A 23512-nucleotide genomic window follows, 5' to 3' on the forward strand; every position below is an offset into this window, starting at 1 on the left:
ACCCACCCGGCGCGGCGCGGCGCGGACAGGAACGCGAAAGCGGTCTGCTCCGCCTCGCTCCGCGTCCTCGCCATGACAGACGCCACAGGGCCTCGCTCGTCCCCGTCCGGACCCGTCCGGACGCCGCCGCCGACGCGGACCCGCCCCCGTACGGCCCGACCCGACGGCAAGGAATCCGTACGGGACGGTGGCGGATATCTGCCGGGGCCGGAACAGATTTCCGGGGTGGCGAGGTTAGGGTTGGGGCCGCAGGGTGCCGTCGGGCGGACCGCGGGCCCGGTGGGCCGGCGGGGCCGGCGCGGGACCCTCACCCTGTCCCCCGACGACGAAGGCTTCATGTCCGCCGCGAACTCCCCGGCCCACAACCTCGACGACGACGACTACCCCGCCTACACCATGGGCCGGGCCGCCGACATCCTCGGAACCACGCCCGCCTTCCTCCGGGCGGTCGGGGAGGCGGAACTCATCACCCCGCTGCGCTCCCGGGGCGGCCACCGGCGCTACTCCCGCTACCAGCTGCGCGTCGCCGCCCGGGTCCGCGCCCTCGTCGACCGGGGCACCCCGGTGGAGGCCGCCTGCCGGATCGTCGTCCTGGAGGATCAGCTGGAGGAGGCGCTGCGGCGGAACGAGGAGATGCGCCGCGGACCGGACGACGGTCCGGCCGAGTGAATATCTGTCGCGGCGGCAGCAGAATTACAGGCCGGGCGTCGCAGGATTTCTTTATTCCCTTCGGGTGAGAATCGAAATGTGTCCCGGCGCTTCGAGTTCGACCGTGTTACCGTGATAGCCGTTGCAGTTTGATTGCCGGAGATTTTTCACGGTCTTCCACAGGGTGATCATCGCGCGACCCGGGATCCGCACGGTGTGGATTCCGGAACTGCCCCTCAGGGAGATTCATATGGCATCTGGCACCGTGAAGTGGTTCAACGCGGAAAAGGGCTTCGGCTTCATCGAGCAGGACGGCGGCGGCGCCGACGTGTTCGCGCACTACTCGAACATCGCCACCTCCGGCTTCCGCGAGCTTCAGGAGGGCCAGAAGGTGACCTTCGACGTCACGCAGGGCCAGAAGGGCCCGCAGGCGGAGAACATCGTTCCCGCCTGACGCTGACGCATACCACGGGCCGGGGCCCGCGCTCTCGGAGCGCGGGCCCCGGCTTTTGTGCGCGCGGGGCTCGGCGAGCGCCCACGGCCACCCCCTCGGCAACCGTCGGCCTCCGGCCTCGGCCGGCGACCGACGCCACCACCTCGGCCACCCCGGCCTCAGCGAGCGCCCGGCACCTCCTCCGTCACGCCGTTCAGCGGGGAGGACGGATCGCTTCCGTACGGGCGGGTGAGTACCTCCAGGCCGTGCCCTGCCGGGTCGCGGAAGTACACTCCGCGGCCCCCGTCGTTGCGGTTGATCCGGCCGGGGTGCCGGCCCGCCGGGTCGGCCTGGACCGGGACGCCGTCCGCCACCAGGCGGGCGAGCACGCCGTCGAACTCCTCTTCGGACACGAGGAACGCGTAGTGCTGCACGGGTACGGGGACGTCGGTGTCGACGGTCGCGAAATCCAGCGTGACGCCGTTCGCGGTCGTCACGGGCAGGAACATCCCGGCCGGTTCCCCGACCTCCAGCCCCAGGATCCCGGCGAGAAAACGGGCGGACCTCTCCCGGTCGTGGGAGAGAACGATGGTGTGGTTGAACTCGACTGACACGGGTCAATGCCTCCACGGGCATCTCCACGGCGCCTCCATGCCTCACCCGGCCGGTGACCGACACGCGATGCCGCGCCGTGGATCGTAGACACCGGCGCCCCGGGACGTCGAGCGGTTTCCGGACGGACGGCTCGCCTCAGGGGTGACCGGCCACCGGCTCGGGCCGGTCCGGCAGGACGTGGGCGGTGAGCCACCGTGCCACGGACGGCGGGAAGGGGGCCGGCAGGCCCAGCACGATGTGGCGGAAGCCGGCGGCGAGGGCCGCGTCGACGGCGTGGCGGGTGCCGGCCGGGTCGGCGTAGTCGACGGGGAGGTGGATCGAACGGGTGAGGGTCGCCGGGTCGCGGCCGATCTCGGCGCAGCAGCGGTCGAGGAGGGCACTGCGGCGGACGGCGTCGTCGATGTCGCCGCCGGGGATGTTCCACAGGTCGGCATGGGCGGCGGCCACCCGCAGGGTGGCCAGGGAGCGTCCGCCGACGAGGATCGGCGGGTGCGGGCGCTGCACGGGTTTCGGGTTGCCGAACGCGCCGGTGAGCCGCACGTGGTCGCCGTGGAAGTCGAAGGGCTCGGTCTCGGTCCACAGGCGCCGGATCACCGTGCACGCCTCCGCGAGGCTCGCCACCGCCCGCTCGGTGTCGTGGAACGGCAGACCGTGGGCCGCGTACTCCCGCCGGGCCAGGGGGTGGCCCGGGCGGGAGCCGACGCCGATGCCGAAGTCGAGCCGGCCGCCGGAGACGATGTCGACCGTCGTGGCGATCTTCGCCAGCATCGCGGGTGGCCGGAAACGGTTGCTGGTCACCAGCACGCCGAGCCGCAGCCGGCGCGTGTGGGCCGCGAGGGCCGACAGCAGGGTCCAGCCCTCGTACGTCGGGCCGTCCGGGTCGCCGCCGATCGGCATGAGGTGGTCGAACAGCCAGGCGTGGTCGATCCCGGGTGTGGCGTCGGCTTCCCGCCACACGCGCAGGACGTCCTGGTAGTCGACCTGGGAGGGGGCGGTGAGGATGCCGAACGTGGGTCGCTGGGCGGGGGGTGACATGGAGGTCGGTCCTTTCGGCGGGGTGCAGGCGGGTGTCAGGGGCGGCGACGGAGGGACGGCGTGAGGAGGGCGGGCGGGGTGTCGGACTTCTCGTGGGCGGCGAGGTCGGTTCCGGGGGCGACGATCGCGTCGACGGCGTCCAGGACGTCGGCGGACAGCACGGTGTCGGCCGCGGCGAGCTGGGCGTGCAGGTGGGCGAGGGTGCGCGGGCCGATGAGGGCGCTGGTCACCCCCGGGTGGGCGGTGACGAACCCGAGGGCCAGCTGGATCATCGTCAGGCCGGCCTCGTCGGCGACCCGGGCCAGCCGTTCCACGGCGTCGAGCCGGGCCTGGTTCGCGGGCACGGTGAGGTCGAACCGGTCGGGCAGGATCCGGGAGCGGTGGGTGTCGACGTCGCGGCCCGCGCGGACCGCGCCCGACAGCCAGCCCGACGCCAGCGGGCTCCACGCCAGCACCCCGAGCCCGTACTCCTCGGCGACCGGCAGGACGTGGGCCTCGATGCCCCGCTGCAGGATCGAGTAGCTGGGCTGTTCGGTGACGTAGCGGCTCAGGCGGTGCTCGCGGGCGGCCCACTGCGCCTGCACGATGCGGTACGCCGGGAAGGTGGAGGAGCCGAAGTAGCGGATCTTCCCGGCGCGCTGAAGGTCCGTCAGGGCCGACAGCGTCTCCTCGTCGCCGGTGGTCGGGTCCCACCGGTGGATCTGGTAGAGATCGACGTGGTCGACGCCGAGGCGGCGCAGGCTGTCGTCCAGGGCGGTGACCAGCCAACGGCGCGAGCTGCCCCGGTGGTTGCGCTCGTCGCCCATCGGCATGGTCGCCTTCGTGGCCAGCACGATGTCCTCGCGCCGCCCGGCGACCGCCTTGCCGACCATCCGCTCCGACTCGCCCTCGCCGTACATGTCGGCGGTGTCGATGAGGTTGATCCCCGCCTCCAGGGCCGCGTCGACGAGGGCCGTCGCCTCCTCCTGTGTGGTGCGGCCGATCGGGCCGAAGTTCATCGCGCCGAGCGCGAGCGAGCTGACCTGCACACCGGTGCGGCCCAAGGTGCGGTACTGCATGACTGTGGTCCTCTGGTCGTGGGGGTGTCTGGGTGTCCGGCGTCTGGGTGTCCGGCGTCTGGGAGAATGAGAAACGGAACGGTGTTCCGGTACGCCCGTCGAGGACGATACGGAACGCTGTTCCGTTTTGGCAAGCGGGTACGGCGGTGACAGGGAGAGGGTTCGACGTGAACGAGAGCGGCAAGGGCGCGGAACCCGCGGTTCCGGCTCCGGCCCGGCGCAAGGACGCCCGGCGCAACAAGGAGGCGCTCCTGGAGGCGGCCGCCACCGTCTTCGTACACAAGGGCGTGGACGCACCGGTGCGGGAGGTCGCGGCGGCGGCGGGCGTCGGCCTGGGCACGATCTACCGGCACTTCCCGACCCGCGCGGAACTCATCATCGCCGTCTACCGCCACCAGGTCGACGCCTGCGCCGACGCCGGCCCCGCGCTGCTGGCGACCGCCGCCAGCCCGTACGCGGCGCTGGCGCAGTGGATCGACCGGTTCGTGGACTTCCTCGTCACCAAACACGGGCTGGCAGGCGTGATGCAGTCCGACAGCGCCGGCTTCGAGGCGCTGCACACCTACTTCCTCGACCGTCTGGTGCCGGTCTGCGCGGCGCTCCTGGAGGCTGCCGCCGACGCCGGAGAGATCCGCGCCGACCTCGACTCCTACGAGCTGATGCGCGGCGTCGGCAACCTCTGCGTCGGCGCCGACACCGACCCCCGCTACGACGCGCGCCGCCTGGTCGCCCTCCTGGTGGCGGGGCTGCGCCGACCGCTCTGAAGCCGAGGTCCCGGCATACGGCGGCGCGACCGACCGCCGGCCGCCTCGCCGTACGGGGCGGATGTGCTCATCCTGGACAGGGGGTCACCCGGTCATCCAGTCACCCGACCGGACACCGGGCCGGACACCGGGCCGGTCATCCGGTACGACGACGAGGCGGCGGGCCATGGGCATCGACGTGACCGTGCGGCGGGAGATCGCGCTGCCGCCCGAGCGGGTGGCCGCGTACGCCATGGACTGGCGGCACGACGCCGAGTGGACGCAGGGCATCCGCCGGGCGGAGCTGACACGGGAGGCGGACGGGGGCGGTTTCGGGACGGGCGCGGAGGTCACCCGGGCCGCCCGGTTCCTCGGGCGCCGCATCGACTACGTCCTGCGCGTCACCGCGTACGACCCGCCGTGGGTGCTGGACATGGAGTCCGTGGTCGCCCCGATGCCGATGCGTGTCACCTACTCCTTCCAGCCGTACCCGGGCGGCACCCTGGCCGCCATCAGGGTGCGCGGCGGGCCGGCCGGGCCGGCCCGCGTACTCGCCGGGCCGATGGCCCGGCAGGTGCGGCGCGCGCTCGGCAAGGACCTGCGGGACCTGGAGCGGCGGCTCACTCGTGACCAGGCCCCTTGATCACGGGCGTCGTCGGCGGTCACCGCCCGCGGCCCGCCCGGGTGTGCCGGGCGGGGCAGGGCCGCGCGGCCGTCCGGCCCCGCTCGCCCTCACCGCCCGGTCACGTCAGCGGTGCTCGGGGTTCTGCGCGTCGGGGCGGCAGCCCGCGTCCCACTGGGTGCGCTGGTTGCCGTGGGCGGGGATGCCGCCGGCCCGCTTGAGCAGGGCCGCCACGTGCATGAGGTTCCAGGTCATGAAGGCGGTGTTGCGGTTGGTGAAGTCGTTCTCGGGACCCCCCGAGCCCGGGTCGAGGTACGACGGACCGGGGCCGGCCGGGCCGATCCAGCCGGCGTCGGCCTGGGGCGGGACGGTGTAGCCCAGGTGCTGGAGGCTGTAGAGGACGTTCATCGCGCAGTGCTTGACACCGTCCTCGTTGCCGGTGATCAGACAGCCGCCGGCCCGGCCGTAGTAGGCGTACTGCCCGGCCTCGTTCAGCAGGGCGGAGCAGGCGTAGAGCCGCTCGATCACCTTCTTCGTCACCGAGCTGTTGTCACCGAGCCAGATCGGGCCGCAGAGCACCAGGATGTCGGCGGCCATCACCTTCTCGTACAGCGCCGGCCAGGCATCGGTGGCGAAGCCGTGCTCGGTCATGTCCGGGTAGACGCCGGGCGGGATGTCGTGGTCCACGGCCCGGACCACCTCAGTGGCCACGCCCTGGCCGTCCATCAGCGCCCGGCTCTTGTCGATCAGCCCCTGGGTGTGGCTGAGCTGCGGCGACGGCTTCAGTGTGCAGTTGACGTAGAGGGCGGTGAGGTCGTCGAACCGGTAGGGGTCGGGGACGGGAACGGTCATGCGGCTGCTCCTTCAACGCGGTCGCTCGGCGCGGGTCTCGGCGCGGGTCTCGGCGCAGCTTCTCGCGCCGCGTCCCTTTTGTCATTGATTGCCCCGCCGTGGTCATCAAGACGTCATTTCTCTCGGCGCCCTTTCTCTCGGCGCCCTTCCTCTCGGCGTCGCTGCGCGGCCCTCACCCGGAGTCGTTTCGCGGCCCTCACCCGGCGTCGCTGCGCGGTCTTCCCCCGGCGGCCTTTCGCGGCCTTCCTCCGGCGCCCCTGTGCGGTTCGCACCGGCGCCGGCCGCCGGCCGCCGAGTCGGCGGCCGGGCCTCACATCCCGCCCATGGAGGACCCCGAGTCCCGCAGCCCCGGCAGCAGCCACTCCTGGAACGGCTCGAACGGCGCGAGCACGGCCAGCACCAGGAAGGCCACGCCCATGACACGGCCCAGCGCCGGGCCCCGGGACCACAGCTTCTCCAGAAAGATCACCACGGAGAGCCCCGCCATCGCCGCGAGGTTCATCATGCCCAGCGGCACCAGGACCACCATCAGCCCGGCGCAGCAGCCCACGCAGTACGCACCGTGGTGGACACCCACCCGCAGATCCCTGACCGGCGGCCGGAAGCCGGCGTAGTGCACCAGGTGGCCCATGGGGTTGCGGCAGTGCCGCAGGCAGACGTGCTTCAGCGGTCCCAGCTGGTAGAGGCCGGCCAGGAGGAAGGCCGCGGACCCGATCCACCGCCCGGCGTCCGGGTGGCCGGCCACCACGTCGCCGGTCAGCGCCAGCACGCCGTACGCGAGCACGCCGAAGGCCGACCAGGCGATCAGATAACCGGTGACGACCTCGCCGGTCCGCAGGGCCCGGCTCCAGCCGGCGGACTGCCGGCCGATCCCGCGCACCCAGGTGATGGCCACCGGCGCCATCGACGGCAGCATCATCGCCGCCATCATCGTGACCCACAGCAGCAGGAACAGCGGGAGCGCCATCCCCATCGTGCCCGGCTCGACCCCCATCTCCCGGGCCTGCCCGGCCGTGAGGACCCACGCGGGTACGGCGATCAGCGAGACGAGGACCCAGGCGACGGCGAGTTCCCGCCTGGGCAGCAGCCCGGCGCCGCCCGCGCTCGGCGCGGACTCTCGACTGGGACGCATGGCGTGCCTCCTACGAGCCTCTCCAGCACACCACGCCATCGGTGCCCCCGCGAATCGGCGGAGACCTCCTCGACGGAATACCCCAGGGGGGTATATGGTTCCTGCTCGTGAGGCCGGGAACACCGGGCTCGCGCACACCACACCGGATGGGGGACGCAGGTCATGGAACACACCGCGCAGCAGGGGACACACGAGAGCCACGAGAACCACGGCGGCCGTGAGGCTCACGCCGGTCGTGACACGCACGGCACCGGCGCGGGCCACGCCGGCCACGGAAGCCACGAGGGCCACGGCCACGACAGCCATGCCCACGCCGACACGCACGCCCACGCCCACGCCCACGCCGGCCATGGCGGCACCTCCTGGGCCATGGCGATGAGGGCCACCCTGCACTGCCTCACCGGGTGCGCCGTCGGCGAGATCCTCGGCATGGTGATCGGCACCGCGCTCGGGTGGGGCAACGCGTCCACCATGGTCCTGGCCGTCGTGCTGGCGTTCGTCTTCGGCTACTCCCTCACCCTGTACGCGGTGGCGCGCGGCGGCCTGGACCTCAGGTCGGCCGTCCGGATCGCGCTGGCCGCCGACACCGTCTCGATCGCCGTGATGGAGCTCGCCGACAACGGCATCATCGCCCTGATACCGGACGCCATGGACGCCCAGCTGTCCGACGCCCTCTTCTGGTGGGCCCTGCTCGCCGGCTTCGCCGTGGCCTTCGCGGTCACCACCCCGGTGAACAAGTGGATGATCGGCCGCGGCAAGGGCCACGCGGTGGCCCACGCCCACCACCACTGACCGCGCCCGGACGGAGAGAGGGCCCCCGCCCGGCACGGGTGACGGCGGGGGATCAGTGGTGACGCGAGGACGTGCCGGTGCCGGCCCCGCCCGCCGGGTGGTAGAGCTCCCGGGCGCGGGCCAGGTCGACCGGCCCGTCCTGCGGCAGATGCAGGAAGAAGCCCAGCTGCCACGCCTGCGCCGTGCCGGCCTGGCGGTTGGGCGGGGTCACCCAGGGCGGGTAGACGCGGAAGGCCCGTTTCCCTCCGGTGCCGTTCGCCGACACGACACCGTGCCGGCGGAGCGCGTCCGGGGGAAGGACGAACTGGCCGAAGTGGTGGTCGTCGCGGGTGCTGATGACGAAGAGGTCGACGGGGTCCGTGACGTCGAAGGGCTGGATGGGCCCGGCCGGGGACCTCTTCCAGACGGTGACGAACTGGCCGGCCTTGGTGGGGGTCGTCCTGGCCGCGCGATACCGGACCGCGAGGCCGTCCAGGGTGAACGTGTGTGCGGCGTACTCGGCGCTCTCGGCCTCGGGCACCGGCAGCGAGCAGACGAACCCGCAGGGGTCGTAGACGAGCGCCTTCGCCGCCATGAGGTCCTGGTGTGCCGGAGCGCCGTCCGACCACGGCTCGGGACGGGGTTCGGCTGGGCGTTCGTGGTCCGTGGTCATGCGCCCACCCTGTCACGACGACTTTCAGACCAGCGGCGCGTCCCGGGGCACCAGCATCACCCGGTGGCGGTTGCAGTGGGCCGCGGCCGAGCCGCTGGGGGCCGTGCCGGGCCGTTCCCCCCGCGGAGCCTGGTGGGCCGGAAGGTTCGGGTGGGCCTGGTGGGCCTGGAGGGCCATGCTCACCAGGCTCAGCAGCAGGTGCACATCGGCATCGCAGTCGAGGTGGACGGTCACCCAACGGGAGCCCGGCAGCAGCCGTATGGCCGTGGAGGCGCGCAGGTCGGCGGCGAAACGGTGGATCGCGGAACCGGTGAGGTGCAGATCGACCTCGTGGTCCGAGTGGAAGTGGACTATCTCGGCGTGCGGGGTGCTCAGCGCCCGGCCCGTGCCGCAGGAGGCCGGACCTTCGGTGAGGTCGCGCCAGGTTTCCAGGTGAGCCATGGCTCGCTCGGCCGGAGTCATGGCACCCATCGTCGCCGCATCACCCCGGCGACACCAGACATTGAGCGAACCGTAACTCGGACGTGAGGCTTCCGCTTAAGCTGTCCCAACCCCGCGCGGGGGAAAGCCTTTTCGGCCGCCTCAGGGTCTCCCCGACGTATCCGGCTCGGTGCCGGGCCCCGGTGCGCCGGTCGCCGGGCTGGGCGTGCCCCCGTGGGACGTCGGCGACCCGCTCCGCTGACGCGAGGGGGTCGGGGCGGTCGTGGGGACCTCGCTAGCGGACGGCGTGCCGGGCGTCGGGACCACCGACGGCGAGAGCGTGGGCCGGGGGGTGTCGACCCCGCCGGAGAACGAGGGCGGCGGGGCCAGCGGCGGTGCCGGAGACACGGGGACATCGGAGCCACGCCCCAGCAGTACCGGTACCGCGACCAGCACCGCCACCACGCAGCCGACCCCCGCCGCCACCGCCGTACGGGCCAGCCTGCGCCGGTGTGCGGCCCGCCGGATCGCCTCGTAGCGGCCGGGCGGCGCGCCCAGGAACTCGGGACGGGGGCGCAGGATCACCGCGAGGGGGTCGTCCCCGGCCGCGAGTTGCTCGGCCGAAGCACCGCCGGGGTGACTCCCCTCACGGAGAGCCGCGTCGGGCAGACCCAGGTCCCCGAAGCCCCCGTCCGGCATACCCCTGCCGGGAAGCCCACCGCCGCTGCCGCCGTCACCACCGAGCCCACCACCGCCGGCCCCACCGTGGCTGGACCTGCCCCCCTCGGCCCCGCCACCGTGGAGTCCGTCGTCGTCGAGGCCGTCATCGTCGAGTCCGTCGTCAAAGCGTGCGGTCAAGGTCTCTCCTCAGGTGTGCGCGGAGCAGTTCCCGGGCCGCGTGGAGGTCGGCCTTGACGGTTCCTTCCTTCCGGCCGGTCAGCACGGACACCTCCCGGATCGGCATGTCAGCGTAGTAGTGCAGGAGGATCGGCACACGCAGTCGCTCCGGCAGCGACCGCACCAGCAGCCGGACCGCGGGATCGGCCTCCTCGCCCTGCGCCCGCACCACCGCCTCGGACCCCGCCCGCCGCACCGCGCTGCGCTCGCGCTCCAGCTTGCGCCAGTGGTCCCGGACGAGGTTCGCCGCCGTGACGTAGAGGAAGCCTCGCGGTTCCTCGACGGATGTCCACCGGGCCCAGAGCCGGGTGAACGCCTCCGACGCGATCTCATGAGCCGTCTCGTCGTCGTCCACCAGCCGACGGCACCAGCCCGCCAGCCGGGGGTAGAGGGCGGCGAACAACTCGGACGCCGCCCTGTCACGGGACCGTTTCAACGTTCTCCAGAATCAACGGGGTTGCGGACCATACTGCTGTCAGGCGACCAGCGCGGCGAACACGATGACGTTGTCCCGGTAACCGACGCCTCCACCGGCCCCCTCGGCGCCACCGGCCCCGGCGCCGCCGGTACGCGTGCGCGGCCCGCCGCAGGTGATCAGGCGGAGCTCGGGCCGGGCCACGTCCCCGTAGACCTCCGCCGTCGGGAAGTCGGCCTTCGCGACCGTCCGGACGGCGGTGACGGCGAACTCCGGTGCGCCGCCGTCGTCCAGGCGGGGCAGGATCCGGTCCCCCGGGCGCAGCCGCCCGAGGTTCTTGAAGACGCCGTCGCCGTAGGCGCCCACCGTGACGTGGCCGAGGATGACGGAGGGGCCGGTCCGGCCCGGCACCGGCGAGTACCGGTACCAGCCCGCCCGGTCGTCGTCGGTGACCGGCGGCACCTCCACCGTGCCGTCCGCCGCGAGCCCGAGGCGCAGCAGCGGGGTGTCGACACCGATGGCGGGGATTCTCAGCCGCACCGGACGCACCGCGCCGGGGCCGCCGGTTGCCCGGTCCGCCCCGGGGGCGGCGGGCGCCGACGGGGACGCGCCGCCGCGCGCGGTCCGCCGGCGGGCCGACGGCTCGACCGTCCCACCGCCGCCGCACCCCGTCAGCAGCACGCCCACGGTTCCCGCCGCCGCGACACCCAACCCGCGCCGGGAGAGCGGGGTCATGCTCCGCTCTCGGACATCCGCCTGCGCCGCCGCACGACGAAGACCAGCGCCCCGCCGGCCGCGACCGCCGCCGCACCGCCGGCCACCGCCCCGCCGCGGGTTCCGTCCGCCGGCCCCTCCGTGGCGACCCCGGTGTCGGGCGCCCCGGACGGCACGACGGCCACCTGCCCCGAGGGGGTGGAGGGTACGGGCGTCGGCACGGCGGTCGGCGCCGTGGTGGGGACGGGGCTCGCCGCCGGGTTCGCCTCGGACGGCACCACGCTCGGCACTGCGCTCGGCACCGTGCTCGGCACCGGGGTGGGCGCCGTCTTCGCCGTCGTCCCCGCCTCCGCCGGGGCCGGCACCGGCCCCCCGTCCGCGACCGCGGTCCCGGCTCCGGCCCCCAGCGCCGCCATCGCCGCGCACACAGCCGCCGCCATTGCCCACGTGGTTCGCCTCATCGGCTCGTTCCCCTTCGCTCGTCTCGTTCCGGCCGCGCTGAACGGCGATCGGACCGACCGCGCTGATCGCGCTGATCACCCCGACCGCGCTGATCGCCGCGGTCGGACCGGCCGCGCCTGATCGCGCAGACCGAGCCCAGAGACGAGCGAGCCCCGAGCCGCGTTGCAAAGAGATGGCAAAGCCCCGCAGCTTGTTCACATAGCTGAATGCTGATCACGTACGCGTCTATTGACGCGGGCACGCCACCCCTCCTACTTTCCGGAGAAAGCGCTTTCCAAGAGCCATCGCGGCACGGCACCCGCATGCCCGCCACCACCCCCTGGAGACGAAGATGCACCTGCGAACGACGCCCCGGCGAACGGCCTGCCTCGCACCGGCCCTCGCGTCCACCGCCCTCCTGGCCGGCACCCTCGTCGCCCTCACCGGCACCACGGCCGAAGCCGCGACCACCGCCTACGAGGCCGAGTCGTCCGCCGCCGTCTGCACCGGCACCATCGACTCCGACTGGTCCGGATACTCCGGCAGCGGCTTCTGCAACGGCACCAACACCGTCGGCGCCTACGCCCAGTTCACGGTGAACGCCCCGGCGGCCGGCACGGCGCAGCTCACCTTCCGCTTCGCCAACGGCACCGCCGGCGCCCGTCCCGCCGACCTGATCGTCAACGGGTCCACGGTGCAGTCCCCGTCGTTCGAGCCCACCGGCGCCTGGTCCACCTGGGCCACGAAGACGGTGTCCGTGTCCCTGAACGCGGGCGGCAACACCATCCGCCTGAACCCCACCGGCTCCGCCGGTCTGCCCAACCTCGACCGCCTCGACGTCGAGACCGGCGGCACGACCACCCCGCCCACCGGCGGCGCGCTCTACGTCGCGCCGAACGGCACCGACGGGGCGGCCGGCACCCGGTCCGCGCCCACCACGCTCACCTCGGCGATCAGCCGGGTCGGCTCCGGCGGCACCATCTACCTGCGCGGCGGAAGGTACGACCACTCCTCCACGATCACCATCCCGCAGGGCAACGACGGCACCTCCGGCGCCCGCACCACCCTGGCCGCCTACCCCGGCGAGACGCCGGTGCTGAACTTCTCCGGCCAGAGCGAGAGTTCGTCGAACCGCGGGCTCCAGCTGATGGCCTCGTACTGGCACGTCCAGGGCATCGTCGTCGAGCGCGCCGGCGACAACGGCATCTACATCGGCGGCAGCCACAACGTCGTCGAGCGGACGATCACCCGCTACAACCGGGACACGGGGCTGCAGCTCGGCCGGATCTCCTCCTCCACGCCGAGCAGCCAGTGGCCGTCCGACAACCTGATCCTCAGCGCCGAGTCGCACGACAACGCCGACTCCGACGGCGAGGACGCGGACGGCTTCGCCGCGAAGCTCACCACCGGCCCGGGCAACGTCTTCCGGTACGCCGTCTCGCACAACAACATCGACGACGGCTGGGACCTCTACACCAAGACGGCCACCGGCCCCATCGGCCCGGTGACCATCGAGTACTCCCTGTCCTACGGCAACGGCACGCTCAGCGACGGCACCGTGAACGGCAACGGCGACCGCAACGGCTACAAGCTGGGCGGCGACGGCATCGCGGTCGACCACGTCGTCCGGCACAGCATGGCCTACAAGAACGGCAAGCACGGGTTCACCTGGAACAGCAACCCGGGCAGGATGGCCGTCTCCGCCAACCTCAGCATCGACAACGCCACCCGCAACTTCTCCTTCGACAACGGCAGCACCGCGGTGTACCGCGACAACACGTCGTGCCGGTTCACCGTCAGCGGCTCCAACGACAAGACGGTCGGCGACGCCGACGGCTCCAACCAGTTCTGGACCGGCTCCAACGGCTCCCGCTGCTCGGCGTACTCGGGTGCCCTCGGCTGGTCCTACGCCTCGGACGGCCACCTGGTCGTGACGCTCGGCGGCAGGCAGATCACGCTGTAGCCCCGCGCCCTCACTCCACCTCGGCCGGTCCCGGCGGCGGCGAAAAAGTCGCCACCCGATTGATCGGACCGGCCGCCGGATCCGTACTCTCCTGTGTTCCGGCCACGAGAACCGTCCCAGTGGAGGCCTGATGCCCGTCACACGCAAGCTGGCAGGATCCGTCCTGGTGGCGGGTGCGCTGACGTTGACCGTCGCATCGCTGGCGTACCCGACGATGCTCGGCGTGCAGAAGACGACGGCCAACAAGGACCGGATCGTCCGCGAAACCCCCTACGGGCCGCTCACCGAGGCCGACCGCGACTTCGTCGTCAAGGTGCGGGCGGCCGGGCTGTGGGAGTACCCGCTCGGGGAACTGGCGATGGAGAAGGGGTCCACGCCGCAGATGAAGGAGGCGGGGGCGCATCTCGTCGTGGGGCACGCGGGCCTCGACGACCTGTGCCGCAAGATCGCGCCCGAGCTGGACATCGACCTGCCCAACCAGGCGAGCCCCCAGCAGCAGCAGTTCGTGGCGACGTCCGCGGCGTTGTCGGGGCGGCAGTTCGACAGCACCGCCGCCAACATCATGCGCGTCACCCACGGCCAGATCTTCCCGGTCATCGCCAAGGTCCGCGCCAACACCGAGAACACCCTGGTCCGGCAGCTCGCCGACCTCGCCAACGACACGGTGCTGGACCACATCACCGTTCTGGAGAAGACCGGCGTCGTCAACTTCGACCAGGTCAACCTCCAGCAGACCAGCCCGCCCAACCTCCCCGCCGACCAGCTCACCCCGCCGCCGCCGCAGCCCGGCTCCCCCATCGTCGTCCTCACCGCGCGCCCGGACCTCAACGTCAACACCAGGTCCCCGGCCCCCACTCCGGCACCGTCGGCGGGCTGAACCCGGCCTCTGTCGACCGGTGTTCGCGGGTGTATCAGCCGGCGGTGCGGACCTCCGCCCCGTTCGTTCGCTCAGGACGCACGCGGCGCCCGTCAGCAGGGAGCAGGTCCTTGGCCCGGCGGTGGGGGAACGGACCGGCGGACCGTCGACCAGGGGGGCGGGTTCGCGGGGCACCGTCGGGCGCCCGCCCATGTCGACGCGCGCCATGAGTTCGGCCACCCGCGCCCACGGAAACGTCCCGCCCGCGCCCCCGCCCGTTGCGGAAGCGGGCGACGCCCTGACCGACGGCGGGCGTGCGCGGCCCGCCGGCTCCGGGATCGGCCCCGGCTCCCCCGGGTGTCGCCCGAGAGGCTTACGGAGTGGTGACGTGGTGTCGTGGCTCGGGGTGCCGGGGGCCGGGGCGGCCTAGCGTGGGGGGATGCGCGTACTGGTCACCGGCGGTGCCGGTTTCATCGGGTCACATGTGGTGGATGCCCTGCGGGAGCGGGGACATGAGGCGGTCGTGTACGACGTGCGGGGTGAGCCGGCGCGGGACGTGCGGGATCCCGCCGCCGTCGCGGAGGCGCTGGACGGCGTCGACGCGGTGTGTCACCAGGCGGCGATGGTCGGGCTCGGCAACGGGGTCGCGGACGCCGCCGAGTACGTCTCGCGCAACGACCTGGGCACGGCCGTACTGCTCGCCGCCATGGCCGACGCGGGCGTACGGCACCTCGTGCTGGCCGGGTCGATGGTCGTGTACGGGGAGGGGCGCTACGAGTGCCCCCGGCACGGTGTCGTCCGGCCTGGGCCGCGTGCCGTCGAGGAGCTGGACGCGGGACGGTTCGAGCCGCTGTGCCCGGAGTGCAAGGAGGACCTGGTGCCGGGGCTGGTCGGCGAGGACGCTCCCGCCGACCCGCGCAACGTGTACGCCACCACCAAGCTGGCCCAGGAGCACCTGGCCGCCGCGTGGGCCCGGTCGACCGACGGCAGCGCGGTCTCGCTGCGCTACCACAACGTGTACGGGCCGCGGATGCCCCGCGACACCCCGTACGCCGGTGTCGCCTCCTTCTTCCGCTCCTCCCTCGCCCACGGCCGCCCGCCCCGCGTGTACGAGGACGGCCGGCAGCGGCGCGACTTCGTGCACGTCCGGGACGTGGCCGCCGCCAACGTGGTCGCGCTGGAGGCGGGGGTCGCGGGCGAGACGCCCGGCGGGGTGCTCGCCGCCTACAACACGGGCAGCGGCGACCCGCACACCGTCGGCGAGATGGCCGAGGCGCTGGCCGCCGCCGCCGGTGGCCCCGCCCCGGCCGTCACCGGGGAGTACCGGCTGGGCGACGTACGGCACATCACCGCCGACTCCTCCCGGCTGCGCGCCGCCTTCGGCTGGCGGCCCGAGGTCGCCTTCGCGGACGGGATGCGGGAGTTCGCCCGGTCCGAGTGACCGGGAGGCGGCTCGTCCGAGTGACGGGGCCGCGCCTCACGCCCGCTGCGCCACCGGCAGGGTCACCTCGAAGCGGCAGCCGCCCGGGATGTTGCGGACGGTGGCGCTGCCCCGGTGGGCCTCCACGATGCCCCGCACGATGGCCAGGCCCAGTCCGGCTCCGGCCGGCGGGGTCCGTGCGTCGGTGCCCCGCCAGCCGGTGTCGAAGACACGGGGCAGGTCCTCGGCGGGGATGCCGCCGCAGCCGTCGGTGACCGACAGGACGACGCCCTCGTCGGAGCTCTCCGCGGCGATCATGACGGTGCCGTCGGCGGGGGTCCGGCGGATCGCGTTGACCAGCAGGTTCCCCAGGACCCGGCTCATCTCCTTGCCGTCCACCTCGACCGGCACCGGGTCCACCCGCTGCCCCACCAGCCGTACGCCGTACTCGCGGGCCAGCGGGTCGACGCCGGCGAGGGCGTCGCCGACCAGGTCGTACAGGGATATCCGGCTGGGGCTGAGCGGCAGGGTGCCCGCGTGGATGCGGGACAGTTCGAAGAGGTCGCCGACCATGTCGTTGAGGCGTTCCACCTCGGTGCGGATCTGGCGCAGATAGCGGTGCGGGTCGGCGGCGACGCCGTCCTCCAGCGCCTCCGACATGGCGCGCAGACCGGCCAGCGGGGTGCGCAGGTCGTGCGAGATCCAGGCGACCAGTTCCCGCCGGGACGTCTCCAGGGCCCGCTCCCGCTCCCGCGACTCGGCGAGCCTGGCGCTGGTCGCCGCCAGTTCCCGGCTGAGCGCGGCCAGTTCGGCGGTGGCGGGCGCGGCCGGCGCGGCGAACTCGCCGTCGCCGAACGACCGTGCCGCGACGGCGAGTTCGCGGCTGCTCGCCACCACCCAGCGGCCCAGCAGCAGCGCGGTGAGGAGAGAGACCACGGCCGCCATCGCCACCACGGTGGTGACGACGGTCAGGTCGTGCGGGGAGAGGAACATCGCCCAGGCGACGGCGAGGGTGCCCGCGAGCATGGCGGTCACGCCCACGGCCGCCACCACGGCCAGCGACGCGGTCAGCGAGCGGCGGCGGACCAGCCGCAGCACGGCCGCGCCGGCCAGACCGGTGGCGGCGGCCCCGGCGAACGCGTAGAGGGCGATGAGGAGGGTGTCGCGCATGCTCAGGCCGCCCCTTCCGCGCCGGCCGGGTCGAAGCGGTAGCCGACGCCCCACACCGTCTGGATGAGGCGGGGGCGGGCGGGATCGTCCTCGACCTTGCCGCGCAGCCGCCGCACGTGGACGGTGACGGTGGACAGGTCGCCGAAGTCCCAGCCCCACACCTCGCGCATCAGGTCCTCCCGGCTGTAGGCCTGTCCCGGGTGGCGCAGGAAGAACGCGAGGAGGTCGAACTCGCGCAGGGTGAGGGCGAGTTCGGTGCCGCGCTTGGTGGCGCGGCGGGCGGCCGGGTCGACGGTCAGGCCGGCCGCGCCCAGCGGCCGGGCGCCGGGGCGGGCCGGACCGCCGTCACGGGGGCGGGTGCGGCGCAGCACCGACTCCACGCGCAGCACCAGTTCGCGGGGGCTGAACGGCTTGGTGACGTAGTCGTCGGCGCCGACCTCCAGGCCGAGGATCCGGTCGTCCTCGTCGCCGCGCGCGGTGAGCATGATGACCGCGACCGGGGCTCCCCGGTCGCGCATCCGGCGGCACACCTCCAGGCCGTCCATGCCGGGCAGCATCAGGTCCAGTACCACCAGGTCGGGCCGGTGGGCGGCGGCGCGGGTCAGGGCCGTCGGGCCGTCGTCGGCGCGGTCGACGACGTAACCGGCGCGGTCGAGGTATCCGGCGACGACCTCGGCGACGGTGGGGTCGTCGTCGACGACCAGGACACGGGACCCCGCGTGCGCCGGGGTGTCCTCGCGGGGCGGCTGGTACGGCTGCTGGTGCATGCCTCCAGCGTCGCACCGTGCCCGCCCGCGCGGGGGACCCTCACGGCGACGTCCGCGTTTCGTAAGGACCGCATGTCCGGATTGCCGGTTTTGCATTCGTAGGGTGAACCCCGTGACGACCTCACCACCGACGCAGGACGTCGACGTCGTGCTGCCCTGTCTCAACGAGGCCGAGGCCCTTCCCTGGGTCCTCGGCCGTATCCCGGACGGCTGGCGCGCGATCGTCGTGGACAACGGCTCCACCGACGGCTCCGCCGACCTCGCCCGCTCCCTCGGCGCCACCGTGGTGCACGAGGAGCGCCGGGGCTTCGGCGCCGCCTGCCACGCCGGGCTGACCGCCGCGACCGCCGACGTCGTCTGCTTCTGCGACTGCGACGCGTCCCTCGACCCCGGGCTGCTGGTGCCCTTCGTGCGGGAGGTGAGCGACGGCGACGCCGACCTCGTGCTCGGCCGGCGGCGCCCACAGGCCCGGGGCGCCTGGCCGGCCCACGCGCGCGCCGGCAACCTCGCCCTCTCCCGCATGCTGCGGCGCCGGACCGGAGTGCGCCTGCACGACATCGGGCCGCTGCGGGCCGCCCGCCGCGACCGGTTGCTCGGCCTCGGCCTCACGGACCGGCGCAGCGGCTATCCGCTGCAGATGGTCGTGCGGGCCGCCGACTCCGGGTGGCGGATCCGCGAGTACGACGTGCCCTACCGGCCGCGCACCGGAAAGTCCAAGGTCACGGGGACGTGGCGCGGGACGTGGCAGGCGGTCCGGGACATGAGCCGGGTCCTCTCCGAGGGGGCGGTCCGGTGAGGCGCCGTGGCGCGCCCGAGTCGTCCTCGCCCCGGCCGCCCTCACCCCGATTGTTCGCGTCCCGATTGTTCGCGTCCCGGTCGTTCGCGTCCCGGTCGTTCGCGTCCCGGTCGTTCGCGTCCCGGTCGTTCGCGTCCCGGTCGTTCGCGTCCCGGTCGTTCGCGTCCCGGTCGTTCGCGGACGGGCCGCCCCCGGGCGGGGCGCCCTCCGTCCCAGTCAACCCGCACCCCACCGAACGGAGCGCCCGATGACCACCTTGCTCGTCATCGCCAAAGAGCCCCTGCCCGGGCGGGTGAAGACGCGGCTGACGCCGCCCTTCAGCCCCGTCGAGGCCGCCGCGCTCGCGGAGGCCGCGCTGGCCGACACGCTCGACGCCGTGGCGGCGGCGCCCGCCGCCCGGCGGGTCCTGGTGCTCGACGGCGAGCCCGGCCCCTGGCTGCCGCCCGGCTTCGAGGTCGTACGGCAGTGCGCGGGCGGGCTCGACGAACGGCTGGCGCACGCGTTCGCGCGCCACGCGGGCGGGCCGGCACTGCTCATCGGGATGGACACCCCGCAGGTCACCCCGGAGCTGCTGACCGTCGGCTTCGCGGACTGCGACGCCTGGTTCGGGCCGGCGGCCGACGGCGGCTTCTGGGCGCTGGGCCTGGCCACACCCGACCCGGCGCTGCTGCGCGGCGTGCCGATGTCGACGGCGCACACCGGCGCCGCGCAGCGCGAGCGGCTGACGGCGGCGGGGCTGCGGGTGCGGGAGCTGCCGTGCCTGCGGGACGTGGACACCGCCACCGACGCCGAGGAGGTCGCCGCGCTGGCCCCGGACGGCCGCTTCGCCGCCCGGCTCGCCGCCCTCGCCGCGCCCGTTCCGGCGGGCCGCCGATGAGCAGCGCCCCCGAACTCACCGTCCCCGCCCCCGCCTGGGCGGCCTCCGACCCGTACGCCACCGCCCTGCGCGCCGGTCGCGGCCCCCTCTTCCTTCGCCGCACCGACGGCTGGCTGCTGCCGCTGGAGGTCGAACGGTGGTGTGCCCGGGCCGACCTGGTGGACCGGGCCGTGCTCGACCGCTGCGAGGGCGCCGTCCTCGACGTGGGCTGCGGCCCGGGCCGGCTGGTCGCCGAGCTGGCGGCGCGCGGCCGTACCGTCCTCGGCATCGACGTCAGCGAGGCGGCCGTCGCCCACACCGAGGCTCTCGGCGGGCAGGCGCTGCGCCGCTCGGTGTTCGACCCGCTGCCCGGCGAGGGCCGCTGGGGCACCGTCCTGCTGATGGACGGCAACATCGGCATCGGCGGCGACCCGCGCGCCCTCCTGGACCGAGCGGCCCGGCTGCTCGCCCCGGGCGGGCTGCTGATCGCCGAGACGGCGCCCGTGGACATCGACGAGCGCGCCCACGTGCAGGTCGTCGACGTCGCCGACGCCGACGCGCCCGACGCCCCGTTCCCGTGGGCGCGCCTGGGCACACCGGCCCTCCTGCGGTACGCCCGCGGCTGGCGGCGGGCCGGTCAGTGGAGCGCCGGGGGACGCTGCTTCGCCGCTCTGCGCACCCGCACCGCCAGCAGCAGCGCCGAACCGGCGAAGAGCACGCCGGTGATAAGCAGCCAGTGGGCGAGGAACGGCTCCGTCGACAGCCCGGACGCCGCCCGGTAACGGCGGTCCACCGAGCCGCTGATCAGCGGCCACCACACCAGGAGCAGCAGCGCGGACAGCGCCGCCGGCACCCGCACGTACAGCGCCCACTCGCGGCGCCGTGCGGCGCCGAAGCCGCGCAGGACGGCCCGGTCGGCGAGCGCGTACACCGGGAGCAGCACGAGGTCGTGCAGCAGCGCGGCGCCGACGAACCACACCGCCACCCCGAACCAGTCGTCGGCGAACAGCCGCACCCCCGCGTACCCGGCGAGCGCGAACGAGGCCGCCAGCAGAAGGATCTGGAAGGGGCTGCCGAGCGGCAGCCGGACGGCGGGCCGCGTCCTCAGCACCTTCAGCGCCCTCTCCTTCAGAGCCCTCGCCCTCAGCACCGTCGTCTTGCGTGCCCTCGTCCTCAGTGCCGTCATCACAGGTCTCCGAAGGTCATCCGGGCCACCCACTTGGTGTTCAGCACCCCGGGCGCGGCGGGCACGATCACCCGGGCCGGGTGGCCGTGGTCGGGGGACAGTTCCTCGCCGTTGACGTGCAGGGCGAGCAGGGAACGCGGGTCGGCGACCTGGTTGGCGCGCAGCGCGGCCCGGCGGAAGGCGCCGCGCCGCTGCAGGGACTCCACCAGGACGTCCGGCGGATCACCGTCGTACCCCACGAGCGCGGCCAGGTCCCGCAGCCGCACCCCGCGCCACCACTGGTCCGAGGTCGACCAGCCCTCGACACAGGCGATCGGCAGCGCCGAGCTGTGCTGGGGGAGCCGGAGCAGATCGGCCCGGCCGAGCCGGACCGTCGCGCCGTCCCGGCCGACGACGACCAGCCGCCACGCCTCGTCGGTGGTCTCGGCCGGCACGATGCCCGCGTAGGCGGCCGTCTTGTTGATCTGGAAGCCGTTCGGGCCGCTGCCCGGCTCGGCTCCGCCGTGCGGGGCGAGCAGCGCGGTGCGCCGCAGCGGACCGTCGAAGTTGCGCCCGACGCTGGTCAGGAACATCAGCAGCGAGCCTCCGCCGACGAACCACAGCGCCCCGCGCCGGGAGACCGTCGGCGGCTCGGGGCGCGGCGAGACGAGATCGCTGTCCCCGTCCGCGCGCCCGGCGGTCCGGCCGGCCTCGGCGGTCGTCCGGACGGCCTGACCGGCCTGACCGGCCTGACCGGCCCGGTCGGACTCGCCGGACTCACCCGCCTGGCTGGACTCTCCGGTTTGGCCGGGCTCTCCGGCTTGGCCGGACTCACCGGTGCGGCCGGACTCGGTGCGCATCCGCCGTACGTTCCGTACCGCCGTCGGCAGCTTCAGCGCCGCGTGCGCGAGGAACGCCGCGAAGAACACCCACGCGCCGTAGAAGTGCAGCGGGTAGAAGGAGCCGGGGAACACGTACTCCAGCTGGACGTTGAGCACGCCGGTCGTGAACTCGAAGAGCGCGCCCCCGACCAGCAGCAGCAGCGACAGCCGCTCCAGCGCGTGGGCGAGGGAGCGGGCCGGGGGCAGGGTGAACAGCCTCGGCACCACCGACCACAGCTTGGCCAGCAGCACCGGGATGAGCACCAGCCCGAGGGTGACGTGGACACCCTGGTTGAGCCGGTACAGCCAGGGCGGGTCGGTCGGCCAGGAGAACAGGTAGAAGCCGAGGACGCCCTTGTCCGGCGTCATGTCGTTCACCGGCGAGAGGTCCGGGTTGTAGGCGGCGTACGAGACGAGCCCGGTCACGAACAGCACGGTGATGCCGACGAGGAGGACGAGCCCGAGCACCGAGGTGAACCAGGGTCCGCGCAGCGGGCTGCGCCAGAAGCCGGGCGAGGTGGGAAGCCGGAGGCGAGGGTCGCGCATGCCTCGACCGTAGGCCGGGAGAGGGCCCGAAAAGCCCCTGCGACCCATGACGAAACGCTGACGTCCGCCGTGTGCGCCACCCATCGGAGCGCCGTCCGCCCTAGCGTGCCGGGTGTGATCCCCACACAGCCACGATCCGGCACAGACACCGACACGACCACCACCACGGGCACCGATCCCGGCACGGGCGCCGGGAAGCGCCCGGGAACCGGTACCGGCGCCCGCTCCGCGCGACGCGACCTGTGGGCCGCCACCGCCGCCGCCCTGCTGGTGACGGCGGCGATCGTCGTCGGCCGGCACATCGAGGACACCGAGCACACCCTCTACGTGCACTGGGCGCCCCTGGCGGCGACGTGGGACCCGCACCTGGGCCCCGGCACCCCGGCCGCCGTCCTGGTGGCCGGGGCCACGATCGCCTACGGCCCCCGGCTGGCCGACCGGCTGCCGTGGCGGGCGCTGCTGGCGGCGGCGTGGGGGACGGCGCTGGCCTGGATCTGGTCGCTGGCCCTGATCGACGGCTGGCACCGGGGCATCGCGGTCCGGCTCACCACCCGGTTCGAGTACCTCCAGGTCGTGCCGGACCGCTGGCGGGACATCCCGGCGACGCTGCGGACCTTCACCGACCACATCCTGATCGGCGCCCCCGACAACTGGCCCGCCCACGTCGCCGGGCACCCGCCCGGCGCCACGCTCACCTTCGTCCTCCTCGACCGGATCGGGCTGGGCGGGGGCGGCTGGGCCGGGGTCTGGTGCGTCACCCTCGGTTCGACGGCGTGCCTGGCGGTGCTGGTGGCGGTCCGGGCGCTGGCCGGCGAGGCGCTGGCCCGGCGGGCGGCGCCGTTCCTGGTGCTGGCGCCGGCCGCGGTGTGGCTGGGCGCCTCGGCGGACGCCTACTTCGCGGCGGTGGCCGCGTGGGCGGTCGCCACGCTCGCCCTGGCGCTCACCCGCCGGTCCGCGGCGTGGGCGGCCCTGTCCGGGCTGCTCTTCGGCCTGACCTGCTACCTCTCGTACGGTCTGACGCTGTTCGCGCTGATCGCCGGCGCCGTCCTGCTGCTGGGCCGGCGCGGTCTGCGCGCCCGGGGCCTCGCCCTGCTGCCGCCGCTGCTGGCCGGGCTGGCGGTCGTGCCGGTGGCGTTCACCGTGGCCGGTTTCTCCTGGTACGAGGGGTACGACACCCTGGTCACCCGCTACTACCAGGGCGCCGGCGGGGTCCGCCCGTACTCCTACTGGGTGTGGGCCAACCTGGCGTGCACGGTGCTGATCACCGGCCTGGCGACCGCGGCCGGCCTGGGCCGCGCGGCCGGCGCCCTGCGCGCCCCCGCGACTCCCGCGGCGCGCCGCCTGGCCGTCCTGACGGGGGCGGCGCTGCTGGCCGTGGTGGCCGCCGACCTGTCCGGCATGAGCAAGGCGGAGACGGAGCGCATCTGGCTGCCGTTCGCGATGTGGCTGCTCCCGGCGGGCGCGTTCCTGTCCCGGCCCCGCGCCTGGCTGGCGGCCCAGGCGGTCGTCGCGCTGCTGCTGAACCACCTGCTGTACACGGACTGGTGACGGGCGGGTGAGCCGCCGTCCACAGCCTGTGGACGAACGTCCGCACCACGGGAACGCACGGCGGCTGACCCGGCA

The 23512-nt window shown here is 74.0% G+C and carries 26 protein-coding genes; 12 read left to right on the forward strand and 14 right to left on the reverse strand.

What is annotated here, in order from left to right; all coding sequences use genetic code 11:
- Positions 1–336: 336 nt before the first annotated feature.
- The gene (locus tag AC3ET3_RS00005; RefSeq protein WP_432133682.1) at positions 337–669 is read left to right on the forward strand and encodes a helix-turn-helix domain-containing protein; all 333 of its coding nucleotides are present in this window, start codon (positions 337–339) and stop codon (positions 667–669) included.
- A gap of 229 nt (positions 670–898) precedes the next feature.
- The gene (locus AC3ET3_RS00010; RefSeq protein WP_007383480.1) at positions 899–1102 is read left to right on the forward strand and encodes a cold-shock protein; all 204 of its coding nucleotides are present in this window, start codon (positions 899–901) and stop codon (positions 1100–1102) included.
- 158 nt (positions 1103–1260) lie between these two features.
- Here the strand turns inward: AC3ET3_RS00010 and AC3ET3_RS00015 are convergent, their stop codons facing one another.
- From AC3ET3_RS00015 to AC3ET3_RS00025, 3 genes are all read right to left on the reverse strand, one after another.
- Positions 1261–1695 carry a VOC family protein gene (locus AC3ET3_RS00015; protein WP_432133681.1) on the reverse strand — a complete coding sequence of 145 codons (435 nt, stop codon included), beginning with the start codon at positions 1693–1695 and terminating at the stop codon, positions 1261–1263.
- A gap of 136 nt (positions 1696–1831) precedes the next feature.
- Complete coding sequence (locus tag AC3ET3_RS00020; protein ID WP_432157503.1) at positions 1832–2731, reverse strand: LLM class flavin-dependent oxidoreductase; 900 nt, start codon at positions 2729–2731, stop codon at positions 1832–1834.
- Between the two features lie 35 nt (positions 2732–2766).
- Positions 2767–3789 (reverse strand): aldo/keto reductase, encoded by a 1023-nt coding sequence (locus AC3ET3_RS00025; protein ID WP_432133679.1) that lies wholly within the window; start codon positions 3787–3789, stop codon positions 2767–2769.
- A 167-nt stretch (positions 3790–3956) separates the two neighbouring features.
- Between AC3ET3_RS00025 and AC3ET3_RS00030 the strand changes: the two genes are divergently transcribed.
- Both AC3ET3_RS00030 and AC3ET3_RS00035 read left to right on the forward strand, forming a co-directional pair.
- Complete coding sequence (locus tag AC3ET3_RS00030; RefSeq protein WP_432133678.1) at positions 3957–4553, forward strand: TetR/AcrR family transcriptional regulator; 597 nt, start codon at positions 3957–3959, stop codon at positions 4551–4553.
- Between the two features lie 166 nt (positions 4554–4719).
- Complete coding sequence (locus AC3ET3_RS00035; protein ID WP_435611391.1) at positions 4720–5175, forward strand: SRPBCC family protein; 456 nt, start codon at positions 4720–4722, stop codon at positions 5173–5175.
- Positions 5176–5280: 105 nt separating this feature from the next.
- Here the strand turns inward: AC3ET3_RS00035 and AC3ET3_RS00040 are convergent, their stop codons facing one another.
- Positions 5281–6006, reverse strand: a complete 726-nt coding sequence (locus tag AC3ET3_RS00040) for a flavodoxin family protein (protein ID WP_432133676.1) — start codon at positions 6004–6006, stop codon at positions 5281–5283.
- A gap of 310 nt (positions 6007–6316) precedes the next feature.
- The gene (locus AC3ET3_RS00045; protein WP_432133675.1) at positions 6317–7138 is read right to left on the reverse strand and encodes a DUF2182 domain-containing protein; all 822 of its coding nucleotides are present in this window, start codon (positions 7136–7138) and stop codon (positions 6317–6319) included.
- A 162-nt stretch (positions 7139–7300) separates the two neighbouring features.
- On the opposite strand from AC3ET3_RS00045, the gene AC3ET3_RS00050 reads away from it, so the two are divergent.
- Positions 7301–7930: a DUF4396 domain-containing protein gene (locus AC3ET3_RS00050; protein ID WP_435611392.1), complete on the forward strand. Its 630-nt coding sequence runs from the start codon at positions 7301–7303 to the stop codon at positions 7928–7930.
- A 52-nt stretch (positions 7931–7982) separates the two neighbouring features.
- Here the strand turns inward: AC3ET3_RS00050 and AC3ET3_RS00055 are convergent, their stop codons facing one another.
- The 6 genes from AC3ET3_RS00055 to AC3ET3_RS00080 all read right to left on the reverse strand — a co-directional run bounded on the left by AC3ET3_RS00055 (position 7983) and on the right by AC3ET3_RS00080 (position 11489).
- Complete coding sequence (locus AC3ET3_RS00055; protein ID WP_435611393.1) at positions 7983–8582, reverse strand: MepB family protein; 600 nt, start codon at positions 8580–8582, stop codon at positions 7983–7985.
- Positions 8583–8606: 24 nt separating this feature from the next.
- Positions 8607–9044 carry a luciferase domain-containing protein gene (locus AC3ET3_RS00060; protein WP_432133672.1) on the reverse strand — a complete coding sequence of 146 codons (438 nt, stop codon included), beginning with the start codon at positions 9042–9044 and terminating at the stop codon, positions 8607–8609.
- A 120-nt stretch (positions 9045–9164) separates the two neighbouring features.
- Positions 9165–9860, reverse strand: coding sequence for a hypothetical protein (locus AC3ET3_RS00065; protein ID WP_432133671.1), 696 nt, complete (start codon positions 9858–9860; stop codon positions 9165–9167).
- Positions 9844–10335, reverse strand: a complete 492-nt coding sequence (locus AC3ET3_RS00070; RefSeq protein WP_432133670.1) for an RNA polymerase sigma factor — start codon at positions 10333–10335, stop codon at positions 9844–9846. The genes AC3ET3_RS00065 and AC3ET3_RS00070 overlap by 17 nt, the downstream gene beginning before the upstream one ends.
- A gap of 39 nt (positions 10336–10374) precedes the next feature.
- Positions 10375–11049: a class F sortase gene (locus AC3ET3_RS00075; RefSeq protein WP_432133669.1), complete on the reverse strand. Its 675-nt coding sequence runs from the start codon at positions 11047–11049 to the stop codon at positions 10375–10377.
- Positions 11046–11489, reverse strand: a complete 444-nt coding sequence (locus AC3ET3_RS00080) for a sortase-dependent protein (protein WP_435611394.1) — start codon at positions 11487–11489, stop codon at positions 11046–11048. The genes AC3ET3_RS00075 and AC3ET3_RS00080 overlap by 4 nt, the downstream gene beginning before the upstream one ends.
- A 332-nt stretch (positions 11490–11821) precedes the next feature.
- On the opposite strand from AC3ET3_RS00080, the gene AC3ET3_RS00085 reads away from it, so the two are divergent.
- From AC3ET3_RS00085 to AC3ET3_RS00095, 3 genes are all read left to right on the forward strand, one after another.
- A complete protein-coding gene (locus AC3ET3_RS00085; RefSeq protein ID WP_435611395.1) occupies positions 11822–13432 on the forward strand; it encodes a right-handed parallel beta-helix repeat-containing protein in 1611 nt (536 codons plus the stop codon).
- A 130-nt stretch (positions 13433–13562) separates the two neighbouring features.
- On the forward strand, positions 13563–14309 hold the full coding sequence (locus AC3ET3_RS00090) for a DUF4142 domain-containing protein (protein WP_432133666.1): 747 nt from the start codon (positions 13563–13565) through the stop codon (positions 14307–14309).
- 418 nt (positions 14310–14727) lie between these two features.
- Positions 14728–15729, forward strand: coding sequence for an NAD-dependent epimerase/dehydratase family protein (locus AC3ET3_RS00095; protein WP_432133665.1), 1002 nt, complete (start codon positions 14728–14730; stop codon positions 15727–15729).
- A 36-nt stretch (positions 15730–15765) separates the two neighbouring features.
- On the opposite strand, the gene AC3ET3_RS00100 is transcribed toward AC3ET3_RS00095, so the two are convergent.
- Both AC3ET3_RS00100 and AC3ET3_RS00105 read right to left on the reverse strand, forming a co-directional pair.
- Positions 15766–16878: a sensor histidine kinase gene (locus AC3ET3_RS00100; RefSeq protein ID WP_435611396.1), complete on the reverse strand. Its 1113-nt coding sequence runs from the start codon at positions 16876–16878 to the stop codon at positions 15766–15768.
- A gap of 2 nt (positions 16879–16880) precedes the next feature.
- Positions 16881–17645, reverse strand: coding sequence for a response regulator transcription factor (locus AC3ET3_RS00105; protein ID WP_432133663.1), 765 nt, complete (start codon positions 17643–17645; stop codon positions 16881–16883).
- Between the two features lie 103 nt (positions 17646–17748).
- On the opposite strand from AC3ET3_RS00105, the gene AC3ET3_RS00110 reads away from it, so the two are divergent.
- From AC3ET3_RS00110 to AC3ET3_RS00120, 3 genes are all read left to right on the forward strand, one after another.
- Complete coding sequence (locus AC3ET3_RS00110) at positions 17749–18441, forward strand: glycosyltransferase family 2 protein (RefSeq protein ID WP_432133662.1); 693 nt, start codon at positions 17749–17751, stop codon at positions 18439–18441.
- 247 nt (positions 18442–18688) lie between these two features.
- Positions 18689–19318, forward strand: a complete 630-nt coding sequence (locus tag AC3ET3_RS00115) for a TIGR04282 family arsenosugar biosynthesis glycosyltransferase (RefSeq protein WP_435611397.1) — start codon at positions 18689–18691, stop codon at positions 19316–19318.
- A complete protein-coding gene (locus tag AC3ET3_RS00120; protein WP_435611398.1) occupies positions 19315–20079 on the forward strand; it encodes a class I SAM-dependent methyltransferase in 765 nt (254 codons plus the stop codon). Before AC3ET3_RS00115 ends, AC3ET3_RS00120 begins: the two co-directional genes overlap by 4 nt.
- Positions 20080–20482: 403 nt before the next feature.
- Here the strand turns inward: AC3ET3_RS00120 and AC3ET3_RS00125 are convergent, their stop codons facing one another.
- Positions 20483–21889, reverse strand: coding sequence for a molybdopterin-dependent oxidoreductase (locus AC3ET3_RS00125; protein WP_435611399.1), 1407 nt, complete (start codon positions 21887–21889; stop codon positions 20483–20485).
- A 240-nt stretch (positions 21890–22129) separates the two neighbouring features.
- Here AC3ET3_RS00125 and AC3ET3_RS00130 point away from each other — a divergent pair, with 240 nt between their 5' ends.
- Positions 22130–23437 (forward strand): hypothetical protein, encoded by a 1308-nt coding sequence (locus tag AC3ET3_RS00130; RefSeq protein WP_432133734.1) that lies wholly within the window; start codon positions 22130–22132, stop codon positions 23435–23437.
- Positions 23438–23512 lie beyond the last annotated feature (75 nt).

The sequence above is a fragment of the Streptomyces sp. bgisy159 genome, assembly GCF_057707805.1.

Coding starts and splice junctions, on each gene's coding strand:
- AC3ET3_RS00100 (WP_435611396.1), bottom strand. CDS start 16,878: ATGCGCGACACCCTCCTCATCGCCCTCTACGCGTTCGCCGGGGCCGCC.
- AC3ET3_RS00060 (WP_432133672.1), bottom strand. CDS start 9,044: ATGACTCCGGCCGAGCGAGCCATGGCTCACCTGGAAACCTGGCGCGAC.
- AC3ET3_RS00075 (WP_432133669.1), bottom strand. CDS start 11,049: ATGACCCCGCTCTCCCGGCGCGGGTTGGGTGTCGCGGCGGCGGGAACC.
- AC3ET3_RS00120 (WP_435611398.1), top strand. CDS start 19,315: ATGAGCAGCGCCCCCGAACTCACCGTCCCCGCCCCCGCCTGGGCGGCC.
- AC3ET3_RS00105 (WP_432133663.1), bottom strand. CDS start 17,645: ATGCACCAGCAGCCGTACCAGCCGCCCCGCGAGGACACCCCGGCGCAC.
- AC3ET3_RS00040 (WP_432133676.1), bottom strand. CDS start 6,006: ATGACCGTTCCCGTCCCCGACCCCTACCGGTTCGACGACCTCACCGCC.
- AC3ET3_RS00025 (WP_432133679.1), bottom strand. CDS start 3,789: ATGCAGTACCGCACCTTGGGCCGCACCGGTGTGCAGGTCAGCTCGCTC.
- AC3ET3_RS00050 (WP_435611392.1), top strand. CDS start 7,301: ATGGAACACACCGCGCAGCAGGGGACACACGAGAGCCACGAGAACCAC.
- AC3ET3_RS00080 (WP_435611394.1), bottom strand. CDS start 11,489: ATGAGGCGAACCACGTGGGCAATGGCGGCGGCTGTGTGCGCGGCGATG.
- AC3ET3_RS00055 (WP_435611393.1), bottom strand. CDS start 8,582: ATGACCACGGACCACGAACGCCCAGCCGAACCCCGTCCCGAGCCGTGG.
- AC3ET3_RS00045 (WP_432133675.1), bottom strand. CDS start 7,138: ATGCGTCCCAGTCGAGAGTCCGCGCCGAGCGCGGGCGGCGCCGGGCTG.
- AC3ET3_RS00115 (WP_435611397.1), top strand. CDS start 18,689: ATGACCACCTTGCTCGTCATCGCCAAAGAGCCCCTGCCCGGGCGGGTG.
- AC3ET3_RS00085 (WP_435611395.1), top strand. CDS start 11,822: ATGCACCTGCGAACGACGCCCCGGCGAACGGCCTGCCTCGCACCGGCC.
- AC3ET3_RS00090 (WP_432133666.1), top strand. CDS start 13,563: ATGCCCGTCACACGCAAGCTGGCAGGATCCGTCCTGGTGGCGGGTGCG.
- AC3ET3_RS00125 (WP_435611399.1), bottom strand. CDS start 21,889: ATGCGCGACCCTCGCCTCCGGCTTCCCACCTCGCCCGGCTTCTGGCGC.
- AC3ET3_RS00035 (WP_435611391.1), top strand. CDS start 4,720: ATGGGCATCGACGTGACCGTGCGGCGGGAGATCGCGCTGCCGCCCGAG.
- AC3ET3_RS00020 (WP_432157503.1), bottom strand. CDS start 2,731: ATGTCACCCCCCGCCCAGCGACCCACGTTCGGCATCCTCACCGCCCCC.
- AC3ET3_RS00010 (WP_007383480.1), top strand. CDS start 899: ATGGCATCTGGCACCGTGAAGTGGTTCAACGCGGAAAAGGGCTTCGGC.
- AC3ET3_RS00005 (WP_432133682.1), top strand. CDS start 337: ATGTCCGCCGCGAACTCCCCGGCCCACAACCTCGACGACGACGACTAC.
- AC3ET3_RS00095 (WP_432133665.1), top strand. CDS start 14,728: ATGCGCGTACTGGTCACCGGCGGTGCCGGTTTCATCGGGTCACATGTG.